The following is a 23,085-nucleotide window of genomic DNA, read 5'->3' as shown; positions in this document are numbered from 1 at the left end:
CTTTACAAGATGAAAAAAAATATATTCTATATACTCCTTGCCGTATCAGCAATTTATATGGCAGGCTGTAAAAAAGATGGCTTTTTGCAAGATGGCACAGTTACGCCAAACGGAGATGTTTCGGAAGCTCAGGTTTGGGCAAATCCTGATTTTGCCAGGAACTTTTTAAATAATATTTATGCTACACTCTCTGATCGTTATAATTTAGATAATGATGGGGCCATGCTGGCATCTGGTAGTGATGAAGCTGTCAACTCCAATCTAAATTCGAATATCAATATTCTAAATAACGGAACCTGGGGCCCGGTTAGGGTTGTAGATGATGTTTACACCGCCATGTACACGGGGATCCGTAAAACCAATATGTTTTTGGTTAATGCACCAAAAAGTGTGATCATCCCGTCGGATGGTTTAACTTTTGCCCAGGATATTGCCAGGTTACGTGGTGAGGCATTCTTTTTAAGGGCATTTTTTCACTTTGAGCTTGTAAAACGTTATGGCAGTGCTGTTTTGGTTACCAGGGTTTTAGATGCAGATGAGAATTTAGATTTACCTAGAAATACATTTGATGAATGTGTTGCACAAATATCTTTAGATTGTGATTCGGCAATTGCCAGATTACCGATCGGTCCAACTGATTGGGCTGTAGCAAGCAGGGGAAGGGCTACACAAACTGCCGCAATGGCCTTAAAAGCAAGATTGTTATTGTATGCTGCCAGTCCGCAATATAACCCAAGTGGCGATGCAGCTAAATGGCAGGCCGCTGCTGATGCGGCCAAACGATTGATGGATACGGGCAAACACGCCATTTATTCTTCTTATCAAAATATCTGGTTGTGGAACGTATCTGGAGCAGCCTATAATACAGAAGTTATTTTTGCCACACAAACCCTTAATACCAATACCATCGAAACTAATAATGCACCAATTAGTTACGACGGTGCAAACGGACGAACCAACCCAACACAGGATCTGGTTGATGCTTTCGAAATGAAAACAACCGGCCGCTCGATTAGTGATCCTGCTTCTGGCTATAACGCTTCAAACCCCTATGCAAACAGAGATCCGAGATTAAATTTCGCCATTATGTATAACGGTTCTACTTTCAAAAGTAAACCTGTCGAAACTTTTGTTGGCGGTAAAGATGGTTTAGGACAAAATGTAAATGCGACCAAAACCGGATATTACATGCGTAAATTTTTAAGTGAAAATGCCGTATGGAACAATCCTTCAAATACCACTATACGCCGTCCGTGGATTTTCTTTCGTTATGCCGAAGTATTATTAAACTATGCAGAGGCATTAAATGAGGCACAGGGTGTAGCCGCATTGTCAGAGATTTTAAAGTCGGTTAATGCTGTTAGGCAACGTAAAAATACCACTACGGCAGCGCTAAGTGTTGATATGCCGCCTTTACAAACAACCAACCCTGCAGGAGCCGGTTATGTTATCCCATCAAAAGAGGAACTAAGGAAACGTATCCGTAACGAGCGTAGAGTGGAGTTTTGTTTTGAAGAACAACGTTTTTACGATGTAAGAAGGTGGAAAGAAGGAGAGACTACGTTAAACAAAAATGTTACAGGCATGAGAATTACCCTTGTTTCACCTGGAGTTTATTCTTATCAGCCATTTGTTGTCGAAAACAGGGTTTTTACCGCTAAAAACTATTTATATCCAATTTCACAAAATGAACTAAACAGGGCACCATCGCTTAAACAAAATGCCGGATATTAATCAAAGAACTAGATTTTGCTCAAATTTAGGCGGGCGGTGGAAACACCGTCCGTTAATTAATTGTTAGTTTTGAAACGATCAATTAATTAATATTAAAACTTAAGTTATGCTAAAAACAACCTATAGCGTATTTTTAATCTGCTTTTCGCTCCTTTCATCAATCAGTTACGGTCAGGTTACCGCTATACAGAACATTCAGGGCCGGAAAATCCAAAGCCTTAATGGTAAATGGAATTATATTGTCGATCCTTACGAAAACGGTTACTACGATTATCGCCATGAACCTTTCGATCAGTCGAAAACCGGAACAGGTGGTTACTTTGATGATAAAGTTCAGAAAGATAAATCAGAGCTGATCGAATACGATTTCGACCATTCACCACAAATGAATGTGCCGGGCGACTGGAACTCACAGTCAGAAAAATTAGAACTTTATGAGGGTAATGTTTGGCTCCGCAAAAAGTTTGATGCAAAACCCGAAAAAGGAAAAAAATATTTCGTGTATTTCGCAGCAGTAAATTACGAAGCGCATGTTTACCTTAACGGTAAAAAATTAGGTGTACACAAAGGAGGTTTTACGCCTTTCCAGTTCGAAGTAACCAATAACTTAAAGATTGGTGAAAATTCCATTGTGCTTAAAGTTGATAATATCCGCAAACAGGATGAAATCCCGACTGTAAACACCGATTGGTGGAATTATGGTGGCATTACCCGCGATGTTTTTCTGGCCGAATTTCCAGACCATTTTATTAGCGACTATAAACTTCAGCTCGTTAAAGGAAACAATAACCTGTTAAATTTTTCGGTAAAACTTGCTGATGCAACCGCTGGGCAGGAAATTACCCTTTCTATCCCTGAGCTTAAGCTGGAAAAGAAATACAAAACGGATAACGAGGGTAAAATAGCGGATGAATTTACCTGGAATAACTTAAGCCTATGGTCGCCCGAAAGCCCAAAATTATATGCTGTAAATATTAAAAGTGATAAGGAAAATATTAACGATAAAATTGGTTTCAGAACCATTCAGGTTGATGGCGACAGCATTTTGTTAAACGGTAAATCTGTTTTTTTAAGAGGGATTTCCCTTCATGATGAAAACCCGCTTTTAGCAGGCCGTTTACGCTCAGAAGGCGATATGCGCATGATGTTACAATGGGCAAAAGATATGAATTGTAACTATGTTCGCCTGGCACATTATCCGCATAACGAAGAAATGATCCGTTTGGCTGATGAAATGGGCTTATTGGTATGGGCTGAAGTTCCGGTTTATTGGACCATCAGCTGGACCAATCCGGCAACCTACGCCAATGCAAAAAAACAATTGACTGATTTAATTGTACGCGATAAAAACAGGGCAAGTGTAATCGTTTGGTCTATCGGTAATGAAACACCATTAAGCGATGCCCGCTTAAGTTTTATGAGCAATTTGGCAGAGACGGCCCGTTCTTTAGATGATACCCGTTTGGTGGCTGCCGCTTTAGAAGTTCACCGGGATGGAAATAACATCATTTTAAATGACCCATTGGGTGAAAAAATCGATTTGGTTAGTTTTAACGAATATGCTGGCTGGTACTGGGGAGGTAATCCATCCGAAATTACCAAATACAATTTCGATATCAAATATAAGAAACCTGTGGTCATTACCGAGTTTGGTGGCGATGCTTTGGGCGGTTTCCATGCCGATGAAAATACGCGTTGGAGCGAAGAGTACCAGGAGGCATTGTACAAAAACCAGATCACCATGTTAAGCAAAATCGGTGCTTTACGTGGAATGACGCCATGGATTTTAACCGATTTCAGATCACCAAGAAGGCAACATCCTATTTATCAGAATTTCTGGAACCGTAAAGGTTTGATCAGCGAAACAGGCAAGAAAAAGAAAGCCTTTTATGTGCTGAAAGATTTTTACGACCAGATGCAGGCCAAATACAAATAAAATATGAACAGATTACAGAAAATTAGTTTCGCTTCGAAAATAATGCTTTCGATGTCGCTGTTAACCCTCTCTTGTGCCAAATATAAGAGTACCAGTATCGATCCTGGTATTTTAATACAGCCAACACCGATTGAAGATGTTACTTTACAGAAAAATATGCCTTTCCCCATCGGGGCCGCTATTAATGTGAGCCTTTTAAAAAGCAATACTAACTACCGTAATCTGGTCATTAAAGAATTTAATAGTGTAACGGCAGAAAATGCCATGAAATTTTGGTCCCTACATCCTTCAAAGGATACCTATACCTGGAGCGATGCAGATTATCTGGTCGATTTTGCCGTAGCCAATGGAAAAAGAGTACATGGCCATACTTTAAACTGGTACAAATCACTTCCCGATTGGGTGAATAACTTTCAAGGAACCACTGCAGAATGGGAGAACCTTTTAAAAACACATATCCAAACGGTTGTAAGCCACTTTAAAGGTAAAGTAGTATCATGGGATGTGGTAAACGAAGCCGTTAATGAAGATGGTACCATGCGCAACAGCATCTGGGTACAGAAATTAGGAGTCGATTATATCGGAAGGGCATTTCAGTATGCACACGAAGCGGATCCTAATGCCTTACTTTTTTACAATGATTATGGTCACGAATTTGGTCCAACCAAGCGTACAGCAATCATAAAGCTGGTTACAGGGTTAAAAAATAAAGGTATCCCTATTGATGGGATTGGTATACAGATGCATACGCGTGTAACACAAACTGATGCAAATTTAACAGCTGCCATTACTACGGCCGCTGCTACAGGTTTAAAAATCCATATTTCAGAAATTGATATCGCCTTGAATCCAGACAATGTGCCGTCGATGACTTATACAACTGGATTGGGCGATCAGCAGGCTGCAAAATATAAAACCATTGTTCAGGCTTACAACGCCATTCCGAAAACTCAACAGTTCGGAATCACACAATGGAATGTAACCGATGCCGACAGTTGGATTCCCTCCACCTATAGCCGCCCCGATTGGCCCTTGCCTTTCGATGCACAATTTCAAAGAAAAGCAGCTTATCAAGGAATATTAGACGGAGTTAAATAGCCATACATTAATGAGAAGATATTTACCATTAGCCTTTATTTTAGGGATATCCCTTTCTGCTACAGCGCAGGATAAAAAGATCGAAAAGAAAATCGATTCGGTTTTAAACCTGATGACTTTAGATGAAAAAATAGGTCAGTTAAACCAGTATACGGGCGATCGTGATGCAACGGGGCCCATTACGAATAATCCAAATAAACTAAAGGATATACGTGATGGTAAATTAGGCTCCATGCTTAACGTGCGTGGTGCAAAAGAAACTCGCGAAGTACAGGCAGTGGCCATGCAATCGAGAATGAAAATCCCGTTGATTTTCGGTTTGGATGTAATTCACGGTTACCGTGTTACTTTTCCCATTCCTTTGGCAGAAGCCGCCAGCTGGGATTTGGCAGAAATGGAAAATGCGGCAAGGGTTGCTGCACGGGAAACGGCCGCCTCTGGAGTACATTGGACATTTGCACCCATGGTTGATATTGCCCGCGATCCACGCTGGGGCAGGGTAATGGAAGGGGCAGGAGAAGATACCTACCTGGGTTCTAAAATTGCTTTTGCCCGTGTAAAAGGTTTTCAGGGTAAAGGTTTGGGTAACCTTGACGCGATTATGGCCTGTGCCAAACATTTCGCTGCATATGGAGCTGCCATTGCCGGGAGAGATTATAATGCGGTTGATATGAGTGAGCATACACTTTGGGAAACTTATCTTCCCCCTTTTAAAGCTGCGGTTGATGCTGGTGCAGCTACTTTTATGAACGCTTTCAATACGTTGAATGGAATTCCAGCTACTGGAAACAGCTATCTGCAACGCGATATTTTAAAAGGGCAATGGAAATACCAGGGTTTTGTAGTAAGCGACTGGGGATCGATAGGTGAGATGATTGCCCATGGTTATGCTAAAGATAAAGAGCAGGCCGCAGAACTGGCTATAAGAGCCGGTAGCGATATGGATATGGAAAGCAGAAGTTATCTGCCAAGCCTTACCAAACTAGTTACCGATAAAAAAATACCTATTGCTTTAATTGATGATGCCGTAAGAAGGATTTTACGTAAGAAATTCGAATTGGGTTTATTTGATGATCCATACCGTTTCAGTAACGAAAGCCGTCAGGAAAAGGAGCTGAATTCTGCCGAAAACAGAAAAGCTTCCTTAAAAATGGCCGAGAAAAGTATCGTGTTATTAAAAAATGAAAACCAGGTTTTACCCTTATCTAAAAACTTAAAAAAGATTGCGGTAATTGGCCCTTTGGGCAAATCGGAAAAAGATATGCAGGGCTTTTGGTCTATTGCCTGGGAAAAAGATAAGCTTGTTTCGCTATATCAGGGCTTGAAAAATAAAGTTGGCAACCAAACCGAGCTACTTTATGCAAAAGGTTGCGAAGTGGCTGATTCATCGAAAGCTGGTCTTGCCGAAGCTTTAGCAGTAGCTAAACAGGCTGATGTGGTAATTATGGCTGTTGGAGAAACATTAGACATGAGTGGGGAAGCAAAAAGTAAAGCCAATATCCATATGCCCGGTGTTCAGGAAGATTTAATAAAAGCCATTCAGGCCACGGGTAAACCTGTTGTGGTGCTGATTATGGCCGGTCGCCCGTTAATATTTAACTGGACAGCCGATAACGTTCCTGCCATTATGTACACCTGGTGGTTGGGCAGCGAAGCGGGTAATGCCATGGCCAATGTGCTTTATGGCGACTATAATCCTGCAGGTAAATTACCAATGACTTTCCCACGCGATGAAGGACAGATCCCTTTGTATTATAACTACCTAAGCACTGGCCGTCCGGCTAAAAATGATAAGGATACCCGTTACCGTTCTGCCTATTTAGATATGCCAAACAGCCCGAAATTTGCTTTTGGCTACGGTTTGAGTTATACCACTTTCGATTATAGCGATTTAGCGGTAAGCAAAACACAGATCAAACAGGATGAAAAAATTACAGTAAGTTTTACTTTAAAAAATACAGGTAAATATACTGGCGAAGAGGTAGTTCAGTTATATCTGCAAGATAAATTTGCTTCTATAGTCCGTCCGGTTAAAGAACTGAAAGATTTTCAGAAAGTAATGTTAAAAGCGGGCGAAAGTAAAACCATCACTTTCCATATCGATAAAGAGAAACTTTCTTTTTATAACCAGCAGCTTAAGTGGGGTTCCGAAGCAGGCGATTTTAAATTAATGATCGGAACCGCTTCGAATAATATTAAACTGGAAAAGGATTTTACGTTGGTTAACTAAGAAATTATTTTTTCAGGTCGTCATGCTGATCCCGAATATTCGGGATCAGCATCTATCGGTAAAGACCCTGAAATAAATTACCTTCGGTGAACTCGCTTAAAGCTCGGTTTACTACGTAGCTTTCCGCTGCGCTACAGGTCAGGGTGACGATGCGATTGATAGCATATCTATGAATTAAATTTTTGAGCGAAGAAAACTAAACGAATGTTAAGAGCAAAATTACCTTTATTATTATTGATTGCCGCAATTACCGGTCTAACCACTTATGCCCAGGATGCAGGCCGGAAAACCATCAGTTTAAACGATCAATGGGAGTTTAACAAAGAAAACGGACCAGTTGAAAAGGTAAATATCCCACATACCTGGAACGATAAAGATGTTTTGGATGATACACCTGGTTATTACCGCGGTTTGGGAATTTACAAACGTAAACTCAAACTCGGTGAAGGTGCAAAAGGTAAAGCTATTTTTCTTGTATTCAACGGCATAGCACAAGAAGCTGAGGTATTGGTTAATGGCAAATCTGCTGCTAAACATATCGGTAGTTACACCCGTTTTATCGTGCCGATTTCTTCATTTTTAAACTATAAAGATGATGTAATCGAAGTTAGGGCAAACAACAGATTTAACGAAGATATTCCACCGCTCACTGCCGATTTTACATTCTTTGGTGGTATTTATCGTAATGTAACACTGTTGATCACCAGTCCGGTTCACTTTTCGCAGGCAGACAATGGTAGTTCAGGTGTTTTTATCACCACACCGCAGGTTTCAGCTTCAACGGCAAGTGTGCAGATTAAAAGTTCAATTGATAATGCTACTTCAGCTAATCAAAAAGTGCAGGTTGTAACAACTATTTTCGATGCCAGTGGAAAAGTGGTAACCAGTCAAAATACTGCCGCGAATGTAAACAAAGACGGCAATATGGTGGTCCTTCAGGATATCAAAGCGATTCAGAAACCTCAGTTATGGTCGCCGGAAAATCCTTATCTGTACAGGGTGGTGACTAAGATTGTCGATCCTAAGACCAAATCGGTGATCGATCAGGTCTCCAATCCATTAGGTTTCCGCTGGTTTAAGTTTGATGCCGAAAAGGGCTTTTTCTTAAACGATAAAGCTGTAAAAATCATTGGTGCCAGCCGCCATCAGGATTACGAAAACAGCGGTAATGCCACCCCCGATGCATTACAGATCAGAGATATAGAACTGCTAAAAGCCATGGGCGGTAATTTTTTAAGGGTAGCGCATTATCCTCAAGACCCACAGATTTTAGAAGCCTGCGATCGTTTGGGCATTTTGGCTTCGGTAGAAATTCCGGTAGTAAACACCATTACCGAAAGCGAGGCTTTTACCAATAACTGTTTGAACATGCAGACCGAAATGATTAAACAGAACTTTAATCACCCCAGTATTATTATCTGGGCTTATATGAACGAGATTTTGTTGCGCTTAAAATTCTCGAACGATAAACCTCGCCAGCAGATTTATTTTGACCATGTTCGCGAACTGGCCCAAAAGTTAGATAGTTTAACCCGTAAACAGGATCCATCCAGGTATACACTTTTGGTTAACCATGGTGCCTGGGATATTTACAACAAAGTTGGATTGACAAAAATTCCGATGATTGTTGGATGGAACTTATATTCTGGTTGGTATTCGGGCATTCCCGAAGATTTTGCTAAATTTTTAGACCGTCACCACAAAGAATTGCCCAATACACCTTTTATGGTAACAGAGTATGGCGCAGATGCTGATCCTAGGATTCGTTCTTTTTCGCCCATCCGCTTCGATAAAAGTGTAGAGTACGGCATCAAATTTAATCAGGTTTATTTAAATGCAATGCTGAGCAGGCCATTTGTAGCTGGAGGCGAAGCATGGAATTTAGCCGATTTTAATTCCGAAACCCGCGAAGAAACCATGCCCCACATCAACAACAAAGGGCTGTTAACCATTGGTCGTGAGCCAAAAGATACTTATTTTCTTTACCAGGCTTATTTATCGGGCAAACCTTACCTTAAAATTACTTCAGCCCAATGGAAAGAGCGAACAGGTAGTGCAGATTCTGCAGCTTTAACCTGCACACAGCCGGTACAGGTGGCCACTAATTTAAAATCGGCTGAACTTTTTTTAAACGGTAAAAGTTTAGGAACAAAAGAAGCTGTAGACCACATTATCGACTGGCAAGTGCCTTTTATTAACGGTAAAAATCAGTTGCATGTCGTTTCCGGCGATCAAAATGATCAGGCGGAAATCAACTTCCAGTTACAACCATTTAATTTTAACGATTCTAATATTCCTTTTAAAAATATCAATATCCTTTTAGGTTCAAAACGTTTTTATATCGACGAAAAAGAACATCAGCTTTGGATGCCCGATCAACCTTACAAAGTTGGCGGCTGGGGCTGGATAGGGGGCGAACCTTACAAAGGAACCAATAACCGCATTACTTATGGCAGCGACAAGAATATTTTAGGTACCGATAACGATCCGGTTTATCAAACTCAGCAGGTAGGTATCAAACAGTTTAAATTCGATGTACCCAATGGAGAATATGAGTTAGCATTACATTTTGCCGAACTCGTTGGTGGCGAAACCAAAGAAGCTTTAGCCTATAACTTAGATAACAACCATAAAAAAGAAGTAGAAGAACAGCGCATTTTCAATGTTTCCATTAACGGAATGTCATTTATGCCAAAACTGAATTTAGCTTCCGATTTCGGTTACACTAGCGCAGTAAAGAAAACAACCAGGGTTACAGTACAGAATGGGAGGGGTATCGTGATTGATTTTAATGCCATCCAGGGAAAACCGGTTTTAAATGCTGTGCAACTTAGAAAAATCTATTAATCAATTAGAGAAAATGAGCCAACTGCCAGTCCGTATTTTATCAATCGACGTTTTAAGGGCCATCACCATGTTTCTGATGATCTTTGTGAACGATGTTGCAGGGATTTCCAATATTCCACGATGGATTGAACATACACCAGCTGATGTAGATGGAATGGGTTTTTCAGACCTCATTTTCCCCGCTTTTTTATTTATTGTTGGACTTTCTCTGCCATTTGCCATTCAAAGTAGAAAAGATAAAGGCGAAGGATGGATTTCCATTTCAGTCTATATCGCTTTAAGGGCACTGGCCTTAATTGTAATGGGCTTTTTTCATGTCAATTTAGCGAATTACGATCACCAATCTGCATTACTGCCTTATCCGCTTTATACAATTCTCCTTACCATAGCTTTCTTTTTGATATGGCTGGATTATCCATCTGGTCTCTCAAAGTTTAAAAAGAACGGATTCATTGCTTTGGGTATTTTGCTCATTGCAGTAATGACATTGCTGTATAAAGGCGGTTCCGAAGCAAATCCAGAAGATTTAAAACCTCATTGGTGGGGTATTTTAGGCATTATTGGCTGGGCTTATCTCGTTTCGGCTTTTGCATATCTTTTTTCTAAGGGCAATCTGTTGGTGCTCATGTTAGCTTTTGTAGCTTTTGCCACCATGAACATCACCACGCATATGGGCGTTTTTAACCACCGCTTATGGATCATTGGCGATGCTTCGCCAATTGTTTTGATGCTGGGCGGTGCATTGATTACTTCGATGTACAAAAAACTAATCGGAGGCAAAAAATACCTCGATTTCTGGATATTGATCAGTTTTTATGGTTTGTTATCCTTCGCTTTTGGTATGTTCATCAGGCCTTATGCAGGTGGAATTTCTAAAATTTATGCCACACCTGCCTGGTTATTTGTATGCATGGGCATTACTATTTTGGTTTTCGAGCTATTGATTTATCTGGTAGATGTTAAACAGAAAAAAGATTGGTTTAAACTCATTAAACCTGCCGGCACCAGTACGCTAACCTGTTACCTCATTCCTTATTTGTTGTACGCGCTTTTGAGTTTGGTCCGTTTTCATTTTCCGCATTTCATGAGTTCGGGTATTGGAGGGATTATCAGGTCGTTTTTGATGGCATTTTTGGTGATTGGTGTAGTGTCCTTTTTAGAAAAGAAAAAATTGCGTTTAAAAGTTTAATTTTCAAAATTTATGTTGAAGTTATTTAGATATATAGTCTTGTTTATCGTTTTGTTTAACAGTCAGTTATTGTTTGCACAACAATCAGTTCGCTTAAATAATAATTGGGAGTTTTTAAAGCAAGATTTAGGAGGGATTTGGGAGGCTGTTCGTCCGGTTGGCGCAGGTAATCCTGAATCAGTACCACTATGGCAGAAGGTAAGTTTACCACATTGTGTAAATGCAGAAGATGCGGTTGATCCTGATGTAAATTATTATCAGGGGCCAGCCTGGTACCGCACACAACTTAAAATCGAAAACCCTTATCAAAACGGCAGAACGATCTTACATTTTGAAGGCGCCGGACAAAAAACAGATGTTTATGTATACACCACCAAAGTTACTTCGCATGTTGGAGGCTATGATGAATGGACAGTTGATATTACCGATGCTATTGCCGTTTTCCAAAAAACAGATGTTTATCAAAAACAGTTTAAGGGTAAAGTTCCGGTTTCAGTACGTACCGATAATTCAAGAGATCTCGAAATGATCCCTTCTGATTTATCAGATTTTAACGTTTACGGAGGTATTTATCGCTACCTGAATTTGGTTTATACACCTTCGTTATCCGTTGATAAAATGTTTGCTAAAGCTGAGGTAGATGTGCAGGGTAAATTGGGTAAATTGTCTGTCAGGGCACGTTTGTACAATCCTGTCGGACTTAAAAACGCTACTATTCAGTTAAAGTTGATTGATGCCGCAGGAAAAATCGTGAGCAAAACAGAGAAAAAGCTTAATAATTTATCTGCAGATATTGATTTATGGTCGCTGGAGATTAAAAAACCTCAATTATGGTCTACCGAAAAACCTGTGCAATATCGTTTGCAGTACGAAGTAATTTCTACAGCAGGCAATTATAAAGGAGAAGAAAAAATTGGTTTCCGTAATATCGAATTTGTAGAAAAAGGACCGTTTAACCTGAACGGAAAACGTTTATTGTTACGCGGAACACACCGCCACGAAGATCATGCAGGTGTAGCAGCAGCAATGACTGAGGGTATGATCCGTGAGGAAATGCAGATGATGAAAGATATGGGTGTTAACTTTATCCGCTTAGGTCATTACCAGCAATCGCGTATTGTTTTAAATCTCTGCGATAGTTTGGGGATTCTGGTTTGGGAAGAAATTCCATGGTGCCGTGGTGGCCTTGGTGGTGAAGTATATAAACAGCAGGCCCGCAGAATGCTCACCAACATGGTTGAGCAGCATTATAACCATCCGGCCATTATCATCTGGGGGATTGGCAACGAAAATGATTGGCCTGGCGATTTCCCGGAGTTTGATAAGGAAAAGATCAGAACTTTCATGAAAGAACTGAACGATCTCTCCCACAAACTGGATAAATCGCGTTATACAGCCATCCGCCGTTGCGATTTTTGCAGCGATATTGTAGATGTGTATTCTCCTTCTATTTGGGCTGGCTGGTACCGTGGTGCTTATACCGATTACAAAAAGGCATCTGAAGATGAATTTGCCAAGGTAAAACGCTTTTTACACGTAGAATGGGGAGGAGATAGTCATGCACTACGTCACTCAGAAAATCCTGATAAAGCTTTAAGTAAGATCAAAACCGGGGGAAGTGCTGATGAAAGAGCAGGCGACGCCTCTCTATACGGTGGTGCGGCAAGGATTTCTAAAGATGGCGACTGGAGTGAATCCTACATCACAAACTTAATCGATTGGCATTTAAAAGAGCAGGAAACTATGCCCTGGTTAAGCGGTACGGCTTACTGGCCTTTCAAAGACTTTTCTACGCCCGTTCGTCCCGATAATCCAGTGCCTTACATGAACCAGAAGGGCGTGGTAGAAAGAGATTTTACCAAAAAAGAAGCCTATTACGTTTTCCAGTCTTACTGGACAGAGAAACCAATGGTGCATCTCTACGGACACAGTTGGCCCATCCGTTGGGGCGATGAAGGTGAAGAGAAAATGGTGAAAGTTTACTCCAACTGTACAGATGCCGAAATTTTCTTAAATGGCAAAAGTTTTGGCAGTAAAAAACGCAATAGTCAAGATTATCCGGCAGCGGGTTTGCGCTGGAATCTTCCGTTTGTAAAGGGTGAAAACACGGTTAAGGTAATCGCCAAAAAAGGGAAGGAGACCGTAACCGACGAAATTAAATTTACTTATCAAACCGAAAAATGGACAAAGCCAGCTCAAATGGAACTGAAAAAAATCAGTCAGCAAGATGATGTGGCAACCATTGAAGTAAAGCTTTTTGATGCCAAAGGAATTCAATGTTTAGACGCCGTTAATTTAATTACTTTTGGTTTAACTGGCGATGGTAAATTGATTGATAATCAAGGAACTTCATCTGGTTCCAGGAAAGTGCAGGCTTACAATGGAAGAGCGATGATCAGCATGAAATTAAATAAAGGTCAAAGCGTAGTATCGGCAATTTCTGAAGGTCTGAAAACGGTTTTTATAACTTTATAATACCTAACCAAATATATACCAATGAAAAAAATCATTACCCATGCATTATTAGTGCTGCTCGGTCTTACCGGAACAGCCTTTGCATATCCAAAGCCCAATCTGAAAGGAACCGATTTAAAAAAGCAGGCAGAAGCATTGTTGAAAAAACAGATTTTAGGAGAAGCAGCCTGGGCCATGCAGCAAAAACCGATTACTGTTACCGCTTCATCGTCGCCAAGGAGTGCAGGTGGGAAGCATGATTTCTTCTCTGAAGCGGACTATTTTTGGCCTGACCCGAAAAATCCGGATGGTCCTTACATCAACAGGGATGGACTCACCAATCCTGATAACTTTTTAGCGCACCGTAAGGCGATGGTCCGTTTTAGTAAAATTATCGGTGCGCTGGCTTCCGCCTATAAAATTACTGGCGATGAAAAATATATAAAACAAGCCGTTAAACATTTTCAAGCCTGGTTTATCAATTCGGAGACATTGATGAACCCCAATCTATTGTTTGCGCAAGCGGTAAAAGGTAAGTTTACGGGGCGTAATTATGGTATTATCGATACTATTCATTTAATGGAAGTGGCTCAAGGTGCATTAGTCATGGAAAAAGCAAAAGCATTTGATCAGCATACCAATAAAGGTGTGAAAAAATGGTTTGCCGATTATACCTTATGGTTAAACACCAGCAAGCCAGGTGTTCAGGAAAAAACCGTGAAAAATAACCATGCAACCTGTTGGGCCATGCAGGTAGCATCTTTTGCAAAACTTTGTGGCAACGAAAATATGCTCGATTCCTTGCGTACCAGTTATAAAACTATCCTTCTGCCAAACCAAATGGGCGATGACGGTAGCTTTCCGTTGGAAATGGCGAGAACAAAACCTTACGGTTATTCGATCTTTAACCTTGATGCCATGACGATGCTCTGCCAGATTTTATCTACGCCAAAAGATAACCTCTGGAATTTTGAAACTGCCGATGGAAAATCCATAAAAAAAGGATTAACTTATTTATATCCGTTTATTGCCGATAAAAGCAAGTGGACCTTAAAGCCCGATGTAATGTACTGGGAAAATTGGCCTGTAGCACAGCCTTTTTTACTGTTTGGAGCAGTACAATACAATCAAGCCAATTGGTACCAAACCTGGGCAAAATTAGACCATCAGCCTCAGGTAGAAGAAGTAATTAGAAATTTACCTATCCGTAACCCATTAATCTGGTTATAATATGAACTTAAAAGTAACAATAACGGCGCTAACTGTATTGTCTTTCAGTATAGTAAAGGCACAAAAAACAGATGTTAAAAAAGCATTTGCATCTGCAGCAAAACAAACAGAAGTACTGATTAAAAATGTAGATTCGGCCAGGAAAGTAAAGCCTAATCTGGTTTCACCACGGACTGTAGAAAACGGACAGTTTAAAATGGTGGTGTCGAAAGATTGGACCAGTGGATTCTTTCCGGCAGAATTATGGTATTTTTATCAATATACCAAGGATAAGAAATGGCTCGATTTGGCCAAGAAATATACTGAGGATATCAAAAAGGAACAATTTAACACAGGAACACACGATTTAGGTTTCATGATCTATTGTCCATTTGGAAACGGCTACCGTTTAACCAACGATCCGGCCTATAAAGTTGTAATTATTCAGGCGGCAAAATCATTGTCTACCAGATTCAACGTCAAAGCAGCTGTGTTAAAATCGTGGGATCATAATGGCGATAAGTGGAAATATCCGGTAATTATCGATAACATGATGAACCTTGAGCTGTTATTCGAAACCACTAAGTTAACCGGCGATTCATCTTTCTATAAAATTGCGGTAACACATGCCAATACCACAATGAAGAATCATTTCAGACCCGATTTTAGTTCTTATCATGTGATCGATTATGATACCTTAACAGGTAATGTGCGCCAGAAATTAACCGCACAGGGTTACGCTAATGAATCGGCTTGGGCACGTGGACAAGCCTGGGCACTTTACGGTTATACCATGTGTTATCGTGAAACTAAAAATAAAGCATATTTAGCTCAGGCTGAAGGTGTTGCGGGTTTTATCTTAAACAGTAAAATTACGCCGGCTGACGGCATTCCATATTGGGATTATAACGATCCTAAAATTCCCGATGTTTCCAGAGATGCATCTGCTGGGTCAATTACAGCCTCGGCACTTTACGAATTGGCAAAGTACAGTACCAATGGTAAAAAATACAAAGCCGCTGCCGATAAAATCTTAAATTCGCTCAGCACAAAGTACACCAGTAAAATTGGCACAAATTATGGCTTTATTTTGGAACACAGCACTGGGCACCGCCCGGCAAAGTCTGAAATAGATGTGCCGATCAATTATGCCGATTATTACTATTTAGAAGCTTTGTTAAGAAGTAAAAACTAAAATGAAGCGTCTATTAAAGCTATTTATCGGTGCGGGCCTAGCTGCCGGCTTACTACTGGGCATGCCGGCAGATTATTTAACCAAAAAGAAAGTGGTTATTGGCTATGTTGGCGGTTATAGAGGTCTGGTTGATGTGCGTAAAATTTCTGCGGAGAAACTCACACACATCAATTATGCTTTTGTCGACGTAAAAAACAACCGTGCTTTTTTACACCGGGAAGCAACTGATACGGTTAATTTTCAGCAGCTCAATCAGCTTAAACTTAAAAACCCTGACCTTAAAATCCTGATTTCCATTGGTGGATGGGCCTGGAGCGAAAATTTTTCAGATGCTGCACTGAGCGACACATCGCGTAAAGCTTTTGCCGAAAGTGCCGTTAAAATTATAGAGAAATTTAAGCTGGATGGGGTAGATATTGATTGGGAATATCCTGGTATAGCAGGCGAAGAAGGTAACGTTTTCAGACCGGAGGACAAACAGAACTTTACGCTGATGCTGAAAGAACTCCGTTTAGAATTGGATAGTTTAGAACATAAATATCAATCTAAAAAGCTCTTAACCATTGCGGTTGGTGGTTTTACTGATTTTATCCGCCATACGGAAATGGATAAAGCAGCACAGTATCTGGATTATGTAAACCTAATGACCTACGATTTCTACAATGGTAGTTTTGCGGGGCATCATACCAATCTGTATAACTCAAAAAGCTACCCAGCACAGCATTATGCAGACAAAACCTTTCGCGAGTTTGCCGCTGCAGGCGTTCCCGACGAGAAATTAGTAATGGGAATTGCCTTTTATAGTCGGTCTTTCACCCTTAAAGAAGGTGCTAAAAATGGCTTAGGCGATCCTGTTTTAAGCAGCAGATATGGAAAAGGTTATACTTTTTTAAAAGACAGTCTGATCAATCAGAAAGGCTTTAAGAAACATTACGATAAAGACGCCAAAGCTTCTTATCTCTATAATGCCGCAAGCCGTGAATATATGACTTATGATGATGAAAGATCGGTAAAGGCAAAATGTGAATATGTATTGAAAAATAACATGGCTGGGGTGATGTTTTGGGAGTACGACTCTGATTTAAATGGCTATTTAGTTAATCAGATCAATAAAAGTTTAAAATGATAATAATGAAACGAAATCTAAGCATCCTATTGATTTTGGCAGCGGCATTTAATGTATCTGCCCAGAAAAAAAAAGTGGTTAAGCCGGTACAAACTTATACCGTTTCCAACAAAAAAGTAACGGTTTACACTACAGCAGACAAGTCTGAATATCGCATCAGTAAAACCGAAACCTTAAGTTTTGTTGAGCATAAGCAACCATTTGAAACAGAGCCTTGTATTTTTGTAGATCCAACTATAAAGTACCAGACCCTAGTGGGAATTGGTGGCGCTTTAACGGATGCTTCTGCAGAAACATTTGCTAAGTTATCTAAGAAAAATCAACAGGAACTTTTAACGGCATATTACAGTAAAGATAAAGGTATCGGTTATACTTTGGCACGTACCAATATCGCCAGCTGCGATTTTTCGAGCGGAAGTTATACCTATGTGCAGGATAATGATAAAGACCTTAAAACTTTTAGCGTAGCGCACGACGAAGAATTTAAAATTCCTTTGATTAAACAGGCTATTGCCGCATCTGGAGGTAAATTGCCTCTGTTTGTAAGCCCTTGGTCGCCACCAGCGTGGATGAAAGATAACAACAGTTTAATTCAGGGCGGACATTTATTGCCTGCATACCGACAAAGCTGGGCAAATCATTACGTGAAATTTATCAAAACTTACGAGGCTATAGGTATTCCGGTTTGGGGTTTAAGTGTCCAGAACGAACCTATGGCCAAACAGAAATGGGAATCTTGCTTGTTCACGGCCGAGGAAGAACGCGATTTCATTAAAAACTTCTTGGGCCCAACCTTGCAGAAGTCTGGCCTTTCGGCGAAAAAACTTATTGCCTGGGACCATAACCGCGATCAGATTTTTCAAAGGGCCAGTACCATTTTGAATGATAAGGATGCGGCTAAATATGTTTGGGGTATTGGTTTTCACTGGTACGAAACGTGGACAGGCAGTGGAATGCAGTTCGGTAATGTGAAACAAACACATGAAGCTTACCCGGATAAAGCCCTGATTTTTACTGAAGGATGTAAAGAAAAGTACGATGTAAATAAACTGGATGACTGGACTTTGGGTGAGCGTTATGGTTACTCCATGATTAACGATTTTAATGCCGGAACAGCTGCCTGGACAGATTGGAATATTCTTTTAGATGAAAAAGGTGGTCCAAACCATGTCGGTAACTTCTGTTTTGCTCCGATACATGCCGATACTAAAAATGATAAATTGATTTATACAAATGCTTATTATTATATGGGACATTTTTCTAAATTTATCCGCCCGGGAGCTAAAAGAATAGGAGCAGCATCCAGTCGCGATAAATTACAATCAACAGCCTTTTTAAATCCCGATGGTAAGTTGGTTGTAGTGGTAATGAATCAATCAGATGATAAATTGAAATACAGTTTATGGATAAAGGGCGAGGCTGCAGCAACAACCAGTTTGCCACACTCCATCACAACATTAGTAATAGAATAAACTTAAAAAAGAACTAAACAAATGGTAAAAGAAGTAGAAAGCCTGTTTTCGCTGAAAAATAAGGTTGTAGTAGTTACAGGAGCTACAGGTGTTTTGGGCGAGGCTTTTATTAACGGTTTGTGTGCCGCAGGTGCTACAATCGTTGTAATCGGAAGAAATGAAGAAATAGCAAAACAAAGGGCCGCAGATGTAATTGATGCAGGTGGTAAAGCAATTTACATTATTGCCGATGTATTAAATGAACAGAACCTGATTGATGCAAATGCAACCATTATTAAAGAATTTGGGCGGATCGATGCATTGGTAAATGCAGCAGGAGGCAACGTGGCTGAGGCAGTAATCCAACCAGGTAGCGATGTTTTTGACCTAAATATTCCGGCCTTAAAGCAGGCTTTTGACTTAAACCTGTTCGGAACGATTATGCCAACGCAGATTTTTGGCAAAGAAATAGCCAAAAACGGCGGTAGCATAGTAAATATATCTTCTGTTTCGGCAACCCAGGCACTTACCAGGGTGTTGGGTTATTCGCTGGCTAAGGCATCTATTGATAGTTATACGAAATGGATGGCTGTTGAATTAGCCAATCGTTATCAGGATAAAATCAGGATGAATGCCATTGTTCCTGGCTTTTTTATTACCAACCAGAACAGGGCACTATTAACCAACGAAGATGGTTCTTTAACTGCAAGAGGGCAGGCCATTATTTCTAAAACACCCTTTAAGCGGTTTGGAGCCCCAGAAGAATTAATCGGCGCTTTAGTATATTTGCTAAGTGATGCCTCTAAATTTGTAAATGGAGAGAATGTTAAAGTGGATGGAGGATTTACAGCATTTTCTGGCGTTTAAATAATTTAGGTAATTTGTACGATCATTTTATCAATGTAATCCCAAAATCTGTGTAATCATATATTAAATGAAATATAAAAAATTAGAACAAACCTGGCGTTGGTACGGTCCGAACGATCCAGTTAGCCTACAAGATGTTAAACAGGCAGGTGCTACAGGCATTGTAAGCGCATTGCATCATATTCCGCATGGCGAAGTTTGGCCATTAAATGATATTCAGGAAAGAAAGGCCATTATCGAGGCTGCAGGTTTAACCTGGTCGGTAGTAGAAAGTGTTCCCGTACACGAAGCGATTAAAACGCGTAGGGCAGATGCCGGACAGTACATCGAAAATTATAGAACCTCTTTGCGTAACCTGTCTGCTTGCGGAATTAAAATTGTTTGTTACAATTTTATGCCGGTATTAGATTGGACACGTACACAATTGGACCTCGAAATGACCGATGGATCGAAAGCACTTTATTTTAACTGGATCGATTTAGCCATTTTTGATCTTTATATTTTGAAAAGAGCAGGAGCTGAGGCAGATTATTCAAAATCTATTTTAGATAGGGCTGCTGCTAAATATACAACTTTAACAGAACAGGATTTAGCTGATCTTCGTGTAAATGTACTAATGGGGATTCCTAATGAAAAAGAAATCGAACTGGAGACTTTGCGCAACAGTATTAATGAATACAAAGCCATTGGTACACAAGGATTAAAAGAAAATTTGAAATTTTTCTTGTTAGCTATTGCTGAGGTTTGTACAGAAGAAGGCATAAAAATGACCATCCATCCTGACGATCCTCCATATGCTATTTTAGGTTTGCCAAGAATTGCGAGTACGCTCGAAGATTTTAATTATATCATTAAAGAAGTAGATCAGGCTTTTAACGGTGTTTGTTTCTGTACAGGCTCGCTGGGAGCTGGCATGGGGAATAATGCCTTAGAGATCTTTAATGCGGTTAAAGAGCGTGTTTATTTTGCGCATTTGCGTAACGTCAAAAAAGATGAAGACGGTAGTTTTTACGAAGCAGATCATTTGGGTGGGGATGTGAACATGTACGAAATCATGAAAGCCTTATCAGAAGAGAATGCACTGCGCGATAAATCAATTCCTTTCCGCCCGGATCATGGACACCAAATGTTGGATGATTTAGCTAAAGTAACTAATCCGGGTTATTCTGCAATTGGTAGATTAAGAGGTTTGGCCGAATTAAGAGGCTTAGAAATAGGCGTTACAGGGAATTACTAAACAATTTCCTAGAGAAACACTTTCGCTTTGTCATCCTGAGCGTAGTCGAAGGATCTTTTAGTGTTTAATTTATCACATATGCGCACAAATAAAAACATTGATTTATTTGTGCGCATTTTTCATTATCCACCTTTCGCCGACCGCCAGACACTTATCGCCAACCCTTATTCTTCACAAATACACCTCAATTCCCAAAATTTTAACTCACCTTTGCTTGTGGCTTGAAATTTGAGTCTCTTATAATTATGGAAAACAGCAATAACCCCAAGAAGAAGATCTTAACGCCTTCTGTTGTACATGATGATTTACCTGAGGTTAAGAAGCCTGAGCATTTACGAAAGGTGCCGCTAAATCACGATAGCGGATTGCCGGAAAATCCTGAAAGAAATTATCACCATGAAGAATTAAAGAGTGTTACCGCCAGTCATGACGAAATTCGGCATGCCGATGATGATATTTGGAACGGAGAAGACGCGTAATTTAGCATTGATTTGATTTTTAGCGTAGCTGTTCTGTAGTAATCATGCAGAATTGGGTGAGAAATCATGTTTTTTACAGGCTTAAATCAAATTTATTTCGCCTGGATTAAATTTTAATTGCTTCGTTCTTAAATACTTATTTGAAATGCGAAAAGCAGCTTCTAAATAGTTTAAAATATATTTTTACATATTAAATAGAACTTCTATATTTGCAGCTCATTAAAAAATGAGCCTCGGTAGCTCAGTTGGATAGAGCAACGGTTTTCTAAACCGTGGGTCAGGGGTTCGAATCCCTTCCGGGGTACATTTAAAGGCTTCTAGTTAAAAAACTGGGAGCTTTTTTTATTTCTGGCCTAAAATCGATGAAGAACTGTTATGCCCGAAAAGCATTCTAACTTTGGAATAATCCTCAATACACAAGTATTTATAGCTAAATTATTGAATTAGTAATGGATAATAGATTTTCTGATAGCAAGCAGGTAGCGGTGGTTTCCACTTTTTCTCATCTTTTAAATACGGATTTTAAGGGAGATATAAATGCAGGTTGCTGGCAGAGAGACCTGGTTGGCGACTTTAAGGAAATTGTATCTAAACTTGAACTGAAAGCTGACCTCACGGAAGTTTCTATGGAAGACCTTCATGTGCTTAAGCTATCTGAACAAGGTAATATGGCAAGAGAAGTAATCTTAAGTGATTTTGAGTTGTTGGCAGATTCAGGTACATCACCTTCTCTTAATTTAATCAAAAGTTACGAGCGGGATGAGGAACTCGGTTTCATTTCAACAGATGTATATTCATTTCATGTAGACCGATCGCCCATTGGTACCGATACTTTTTTATGTACCTACTATGGTGCTGCGAGTGAAATCTTAGCTAATAATCAGGCTGAACAGAAAATCTTAGTCCCTGAAATCCGGCAAAAGCTCAAAGAGTTGTATAACGGTCCGGAATCGGAATTTGAAAACTTTTTGATGGAACATTATTTTGACTTGCATTACCAGGCCAAAGCTGGTGCAAAGCCCATCAATCTAGGATTGGGACATTTATGGAGACTAGCAGTGGATCATCCTGAAAAACAATGTTTGCCCTGTATTCACCGTGCACCAATTGAAAAAGATGGCGAGTATAGATTGCTTCTGATCTGCTAAAATTAAAATTTTTTTTATCTAATCCCCTTTATTAGGTGTTAATCACTGTCACGTTGTCCAAAAGACTCCTACGCAGAGCTTGTCGAAACACCTTAATGGTATTTAAACAAGTCCTTCGACAAGCTCTCCGTAGGATAGGAGTCCTTTGGACAGAATGACAAATCTATATTATGATACAACCCCTCATTTCTTTTAGCTTCAATCTTTAATACGCTGCTATTGTTACTTTATCTAAATATTTTGTTGACAGCCAGCTGGACTTTAGCAGTGTCATTTTCGATAGTTTTTTTGATAGACTCGTCAAATGAAGGAGCGAAGTCTGCTGTGATAGAGATCAGCTGCGTATGATTGGTCACCGTAAGCTCAAAGGCATGACTCCCGAATTTAAATTTGCTTTTAATTTTGTCTGCCTGTTTTTCAATTGCTTTAGAAAATTCATAGCTGTTGCTAATTTCGTCAAAATGATCCTTTACTGCATGGAAGATTAGGTGTGTTTCTACATCCAATTCGTTGATGATCACCCTGGCATTCAACAGCGCTGGTGCTGTTTTTCCTTCAGCTCCTTCCTGTAGGTTCTTCAAAGAGGGAAGCAGGTCTTCACTGAAGATGATATCCTTAGGATCGTTAATAAAAATTGTTGAGGGGTTACCATTTTCATCAGATCGCTGTTGGAGGTATATCGTGTCATTGCCGTCCTTTAGTTCTACGCTAGCTGGCGCAATATATTCTGTTTTGATATCGGTGATAGTGTTTTTGATGAGCTTAACAACATATGCCAAGACAGGGTAATCTGTAATATCGTTCATGGTGTTTTTTTTACAAATGTACGGCTTCGTTGAGGTGATATAAAGCGCCTAGAGAAAACGAATAGATAGTTTTATTATA

16 protein-coding genes and 1 tRNA gene are annotated in these 23,085 nt (G+C 39.9%); 16 read left to right on the top strand and 1 reads right to left on the bottom strand.

Going from position 1 to position 23,085, the window contains the following annotated elements:
- Positions 1-9 precede the first annotated feature (9 nt).
- The 16 genes from AC1RJ8_RS01345 (at position 10) to AC1RJ8_RS01270 (ending at position 22,200) form a co-directional block, all read left to right on the top strand.
- Positions 10-1,734: a RagB/SusD family nutrient uptake outer membrane protein gene (locus tag AC1RJ8_RS01345; protein ID WP_492952134.1), complete on the top strand. Its 1,725-nt coding sequence runs from the start codon at positions 10-12 to the stop codon at positions 1,732-1,734.
- 106 nt (positions 1,735-1,840) lie between these two features.
- A complete protein-coding gene (locus AC1RJ8_RS01340) occupies positions 1,841-3,670 on the top strand; it encodes a glycoside hydrolase family 2 protein (RefSeq protein ID WP_492952135.1) in 1,830 nt (609 codons plus the stop codon).
- 3 nt (positions 3,671-3,673) lie between these two features.
- Positions 3,674-4,768, top strand: coding sequence for an endo-1,4-beta-xylanase (locus AC1RJ8_RS01335; protein ID WP_492952136.1), 1,095 nt, complete (start codon positions 3,674-3,676; stop codon positions 4,766-4,768).
- Between the two features lie 10 nt (positions 4,769-4,778).
- The gene (gene bglX / locus AC1RJ8_RS01330) at positions 4,779-6,998 is read left to right on the top strand and encodes a beta-glucosidase BglX (protein WP_492952137.1); all 2,220 of its coding nucleotides are present in this window, start codon (positions 4,779-4,781) and stop codon (positions 6,996-6,998) included.
- Positions 6,999-7,202: 204 nt separating this feature from the next.
- Positions 7,203-9,845: a glycoside hydrolase family 2 TIM barrel-domain containing protein gene (locus tag AC1RJ8_RS01325; RefSeq protein ID WP_492952138.1), complete on the top strand. Its 2,643-nt coding sequence runs from the start codon at positions 7,203-7,205 to the stop codon at positions 9,843-9,845.
- Positions 9,817-11,034, top strand: coding sequence for a DUF5009 domain-containing protein (locus AC1RJ8_RS01320; protein WP_492952139.1), 1,218 nt, complete (start codon positions 9,817-9,819; stop codon positions 11,032-11,034). The genes AC1RJ8_RS01325 and AC1RJ8_RS01320 overlap by 29 nt, the downstream gene beginning before the upstream one ends.
- Positions 11,035-11,046: 12 nt before the next feature.
- Positions 11,047-13,509 carry a glycoside hydrolase family 2 TIM barrel-domain containing protein gene (locus tag AC1RJ8_RS01315; RefSeq protein WP_492952140.1) on the top strand — a complete coding sequence of 821 codons (2,463 nt, stop codon included), beginning with the start codon at positions 11,047-11,049 and terminating at the stop codon, positions 13,507-13,509.
- Positions 13,510-13,530: 21 nt separating this feature from the next.
- Complete coding sequence (locus AC1RJ8_RS01310) at positions 13,531-14,718, top strand: alginate lyase family protein (RefSeq protein ID WP_492952141.1); 1,188 nt, start codon at positions 13,531-13,533, stop codon at positions 14,716-14,718.
- Between the two features lies 1 nt (position 14,719).
- On the top strand, positions 14,720-15,892 hold the full coding sequence (locus AC1RJ8_RS01305; RefSeq protein ID WP_492952142.1) for a glycoside hydrolase family 88 protein: 1,173 nt from the start codon (positions 14,720-14,722) through the stop codon (positions 15,890-15,892).
- Position 15,893: 1 nt separating this feature from the next.
- The gene (locus tag AC1RJ8_RS01300; RefSeq protein ID WP_492952143.1) at positions 15,894-17,018 is read left to right on the top strand and encodes a glycoside hydrolase family 18 protein; all 1,125 of its coding nucleotides are present in this window, start codon (positions 15,894-15,896) and stop codon (positions 17,016-17,018) included.
- A gap of 5 nt (positions 17,019-17,023) precedes the next feature.
- Complete coding sequence (locus tag AC1RJ8_RS01295) at positions 17,024-18,490, top strand: glycoside hydrolase family 30 protein (RefSeq protein WP_492952144.1); 1,467 nt, start codon at positions 17,024-17,026, stop codon at positions 18,488-18,490.
- Between the two features lie 21 nt (positions 18,491-18,511).
- Positions 18,512-19,336: an SDR family oxidoreductase gene (locus AC1RJ8_RS01290; protein ID WP_492952145.1), complete on the top strand. Its 825-nt coding sequence runs from the start codon at positions 18,512-18,514 to the stop codon at positions 19,334-19,336.
- A 67-nt stretch (positions 19,337-19,403) separates the two neighbouring features.
- On the top strand, positions 19,404-20,573 hold the full coding sequence (gene uxuA, locus AC1RJ8_RS01285; RefSeq protein ID WP_492952146.1) for a mannonate dehydratase: 1,170 nt from the start codon (positions 19,404-19,406) through the stop codon (positions 20,571-20,573).
- A 245-nt stretch (positions 20,574-20,818) separates the two neighbouring features.
- Positions 20,819-21,052, top strand: a complete 234-nt coding sequence (locus tag AC1RJ8_RS01280) for a hypothetical protein (RefSeq protein WP_492952147.1) — start codon at positions 20,819-20,821, stop codon at positions 21,050-21,052.
- 230 nt (positions 21,053-21,282) lie between these two features.
- A tRNA-Arg gene (locus AC1RJ8_RS01275) sits at positions 21,283-21,356 on the top strand.
- A 145-nt stretch (positions 21,357-21,501) separates the two neighbouring features.
- Positions 21,502-22,200, top strand: a complete 699-nt coding sequence (locus tag AC1RJ8_RS01270; RefSeq protein WP_492952148.1) for a DUF1826 domain-containing protein — start codon at positions 21,502-21,504, stop codon at positions 22,198-22,200.
- 227 nt (positions 22,201-22,427) lie between these two features.
- Here the strand turns inward: AC1RJ8_RS01270 and AC1RJ8_RS01265 are convergent, their stop codons facing one another.
- Positions 22,428-23,006: a hypothetical protein gene (locus tag AC1RJ8_RS01265; RefSeq protein WP_492952149.1), complete on the bottom strand. Its 579-nt coding sequence runs from the start codon at positions 23,004-23,006 to the stop codon at positions 22,428-22,430.
- Positions 23,007-23,085 lie beyond the last annotated feature (79 nt).

The sequence above is a fragment of the Pedobacter sp. GW822-FHT03F06 genome, assembly GCF_058801365.1.
Note: the sequence above shows the minus strand (reverse complement) of the source record. Positions and strands in the feature narration are given on the sequence as shown.

Bases quoted from the DNA above. Each gene is read 5' to 3' on its own strand.
- AC1RJ8_RS01345 (WP_492952134.1), top strand. From the start codon at position 10: ATGAAAAAAAATATATTCTATATACTCCTTGCCGTATCAGCAATTTAT.
- AC1RJ8_RS01340 (WP_492952135.1), top strand. From the start codon at position 1,841: ATGCTAAAAACAACCTATAGCGTATTTTTAATCTGCTTTTCGCTCCTT.
- AC1RJ8_RS01335 (WP_492952136.1), top strand. From the start codon at position 3,674: ATGAACAGATTACAGAAAATTAGTTTCGCTTCGAAAATAATGCTTTCG.
- bglX (WP_492952137.1), top strand. From the start codon at position 4,779: ATGAGAAGATATTTACCATTAGCCTTTATTTTAGGGATATCCCTTTCT.
- AC1RJ8_RS01325 (WP_492952138.1), top strand. From the start codon at position 7,203: ATGTTAAGAGCAAAATTACCTTTATTATTATTGATTGCCGCAATTACC.
- AC1RJ8_RS01320 (WP_492952139.1), top strand. From the start codon at position 9,817: ATGCTGTGCAACTTAGAAAAATCTATTAATCAATTAGAGAAAATGAGC.
- AC1RJ8_RS01315 (WP_492952140.1), top strand. From the start codon at position 11,047: ATGTTGAAGTTATTTAGATATATAGTCTTGTTTATCGTTTTGTTTAAC.
- AC1RJ8_RS01310 (WP_492952141.1), top strand. From the start codon at position 13,531: ATGAAAAAAATCATTACCCATGCATTATTAGTGCTGCTCGGTCTTACC.
- AC1RJ8_RS01305 (WP_492952142.1), top strand. From the start codon at position 14,720: ATGAACTTAAAAGTAACAATAACGGCGCTAACTGTATTGTCTTTCAGT.
- AC1RJ8_RS01300 (WP_492952143.1), top strand. From the start codon at position 15,894: ATGAAGCGTCTATTAAAGCTATTTATCGGTGCGGGCCTAGCTGCCGGC.
- AC1RJ8_RS01295 (WP_492952144.1), top strand. From the start codon at position 17,024: ATGAAACGAAATCTAAGCATCCTATTGATTTTGGCAGCGGCATTTAAT.
- AC1RJ8_RS01290 (WP_492952145.1), top strand. From the start codon at position 18,512: ATGGTAAAAGAAGTAGAAAGCCTGTTTTCGCTGAAAAATAAGGTTGTA.
- uxuA (WP_492952146.1), top strand. From the start codon at position 19,404: ATGAAATATAAAAAATTAGAACAAACCTGGCGTTGGTACGGTCCGAAC.
- AC1RJ8_RS01280 (WP_492952147.1), top strand. From the start codon at position 20,819: ATGGAAAACAGCAATAACCCCAAGAAGAAGATCTTAACGCCTTCTGTT.
- AC1RJ8_RS01270 (WP_492952148.1), top strand. From the start codon at position 21,502: ATGGATAATAGATTTTCTGATAGCAAGCAGGTAGCGGTGGTTTCCACT.
- AC1RJ8_RS01265 (WP_492952149.1), bottom strand. From the start codon at position 23,006: ATGAACGATATTACAGATTACCCTGTCTTGGCATATGTTGTTAAGCTC.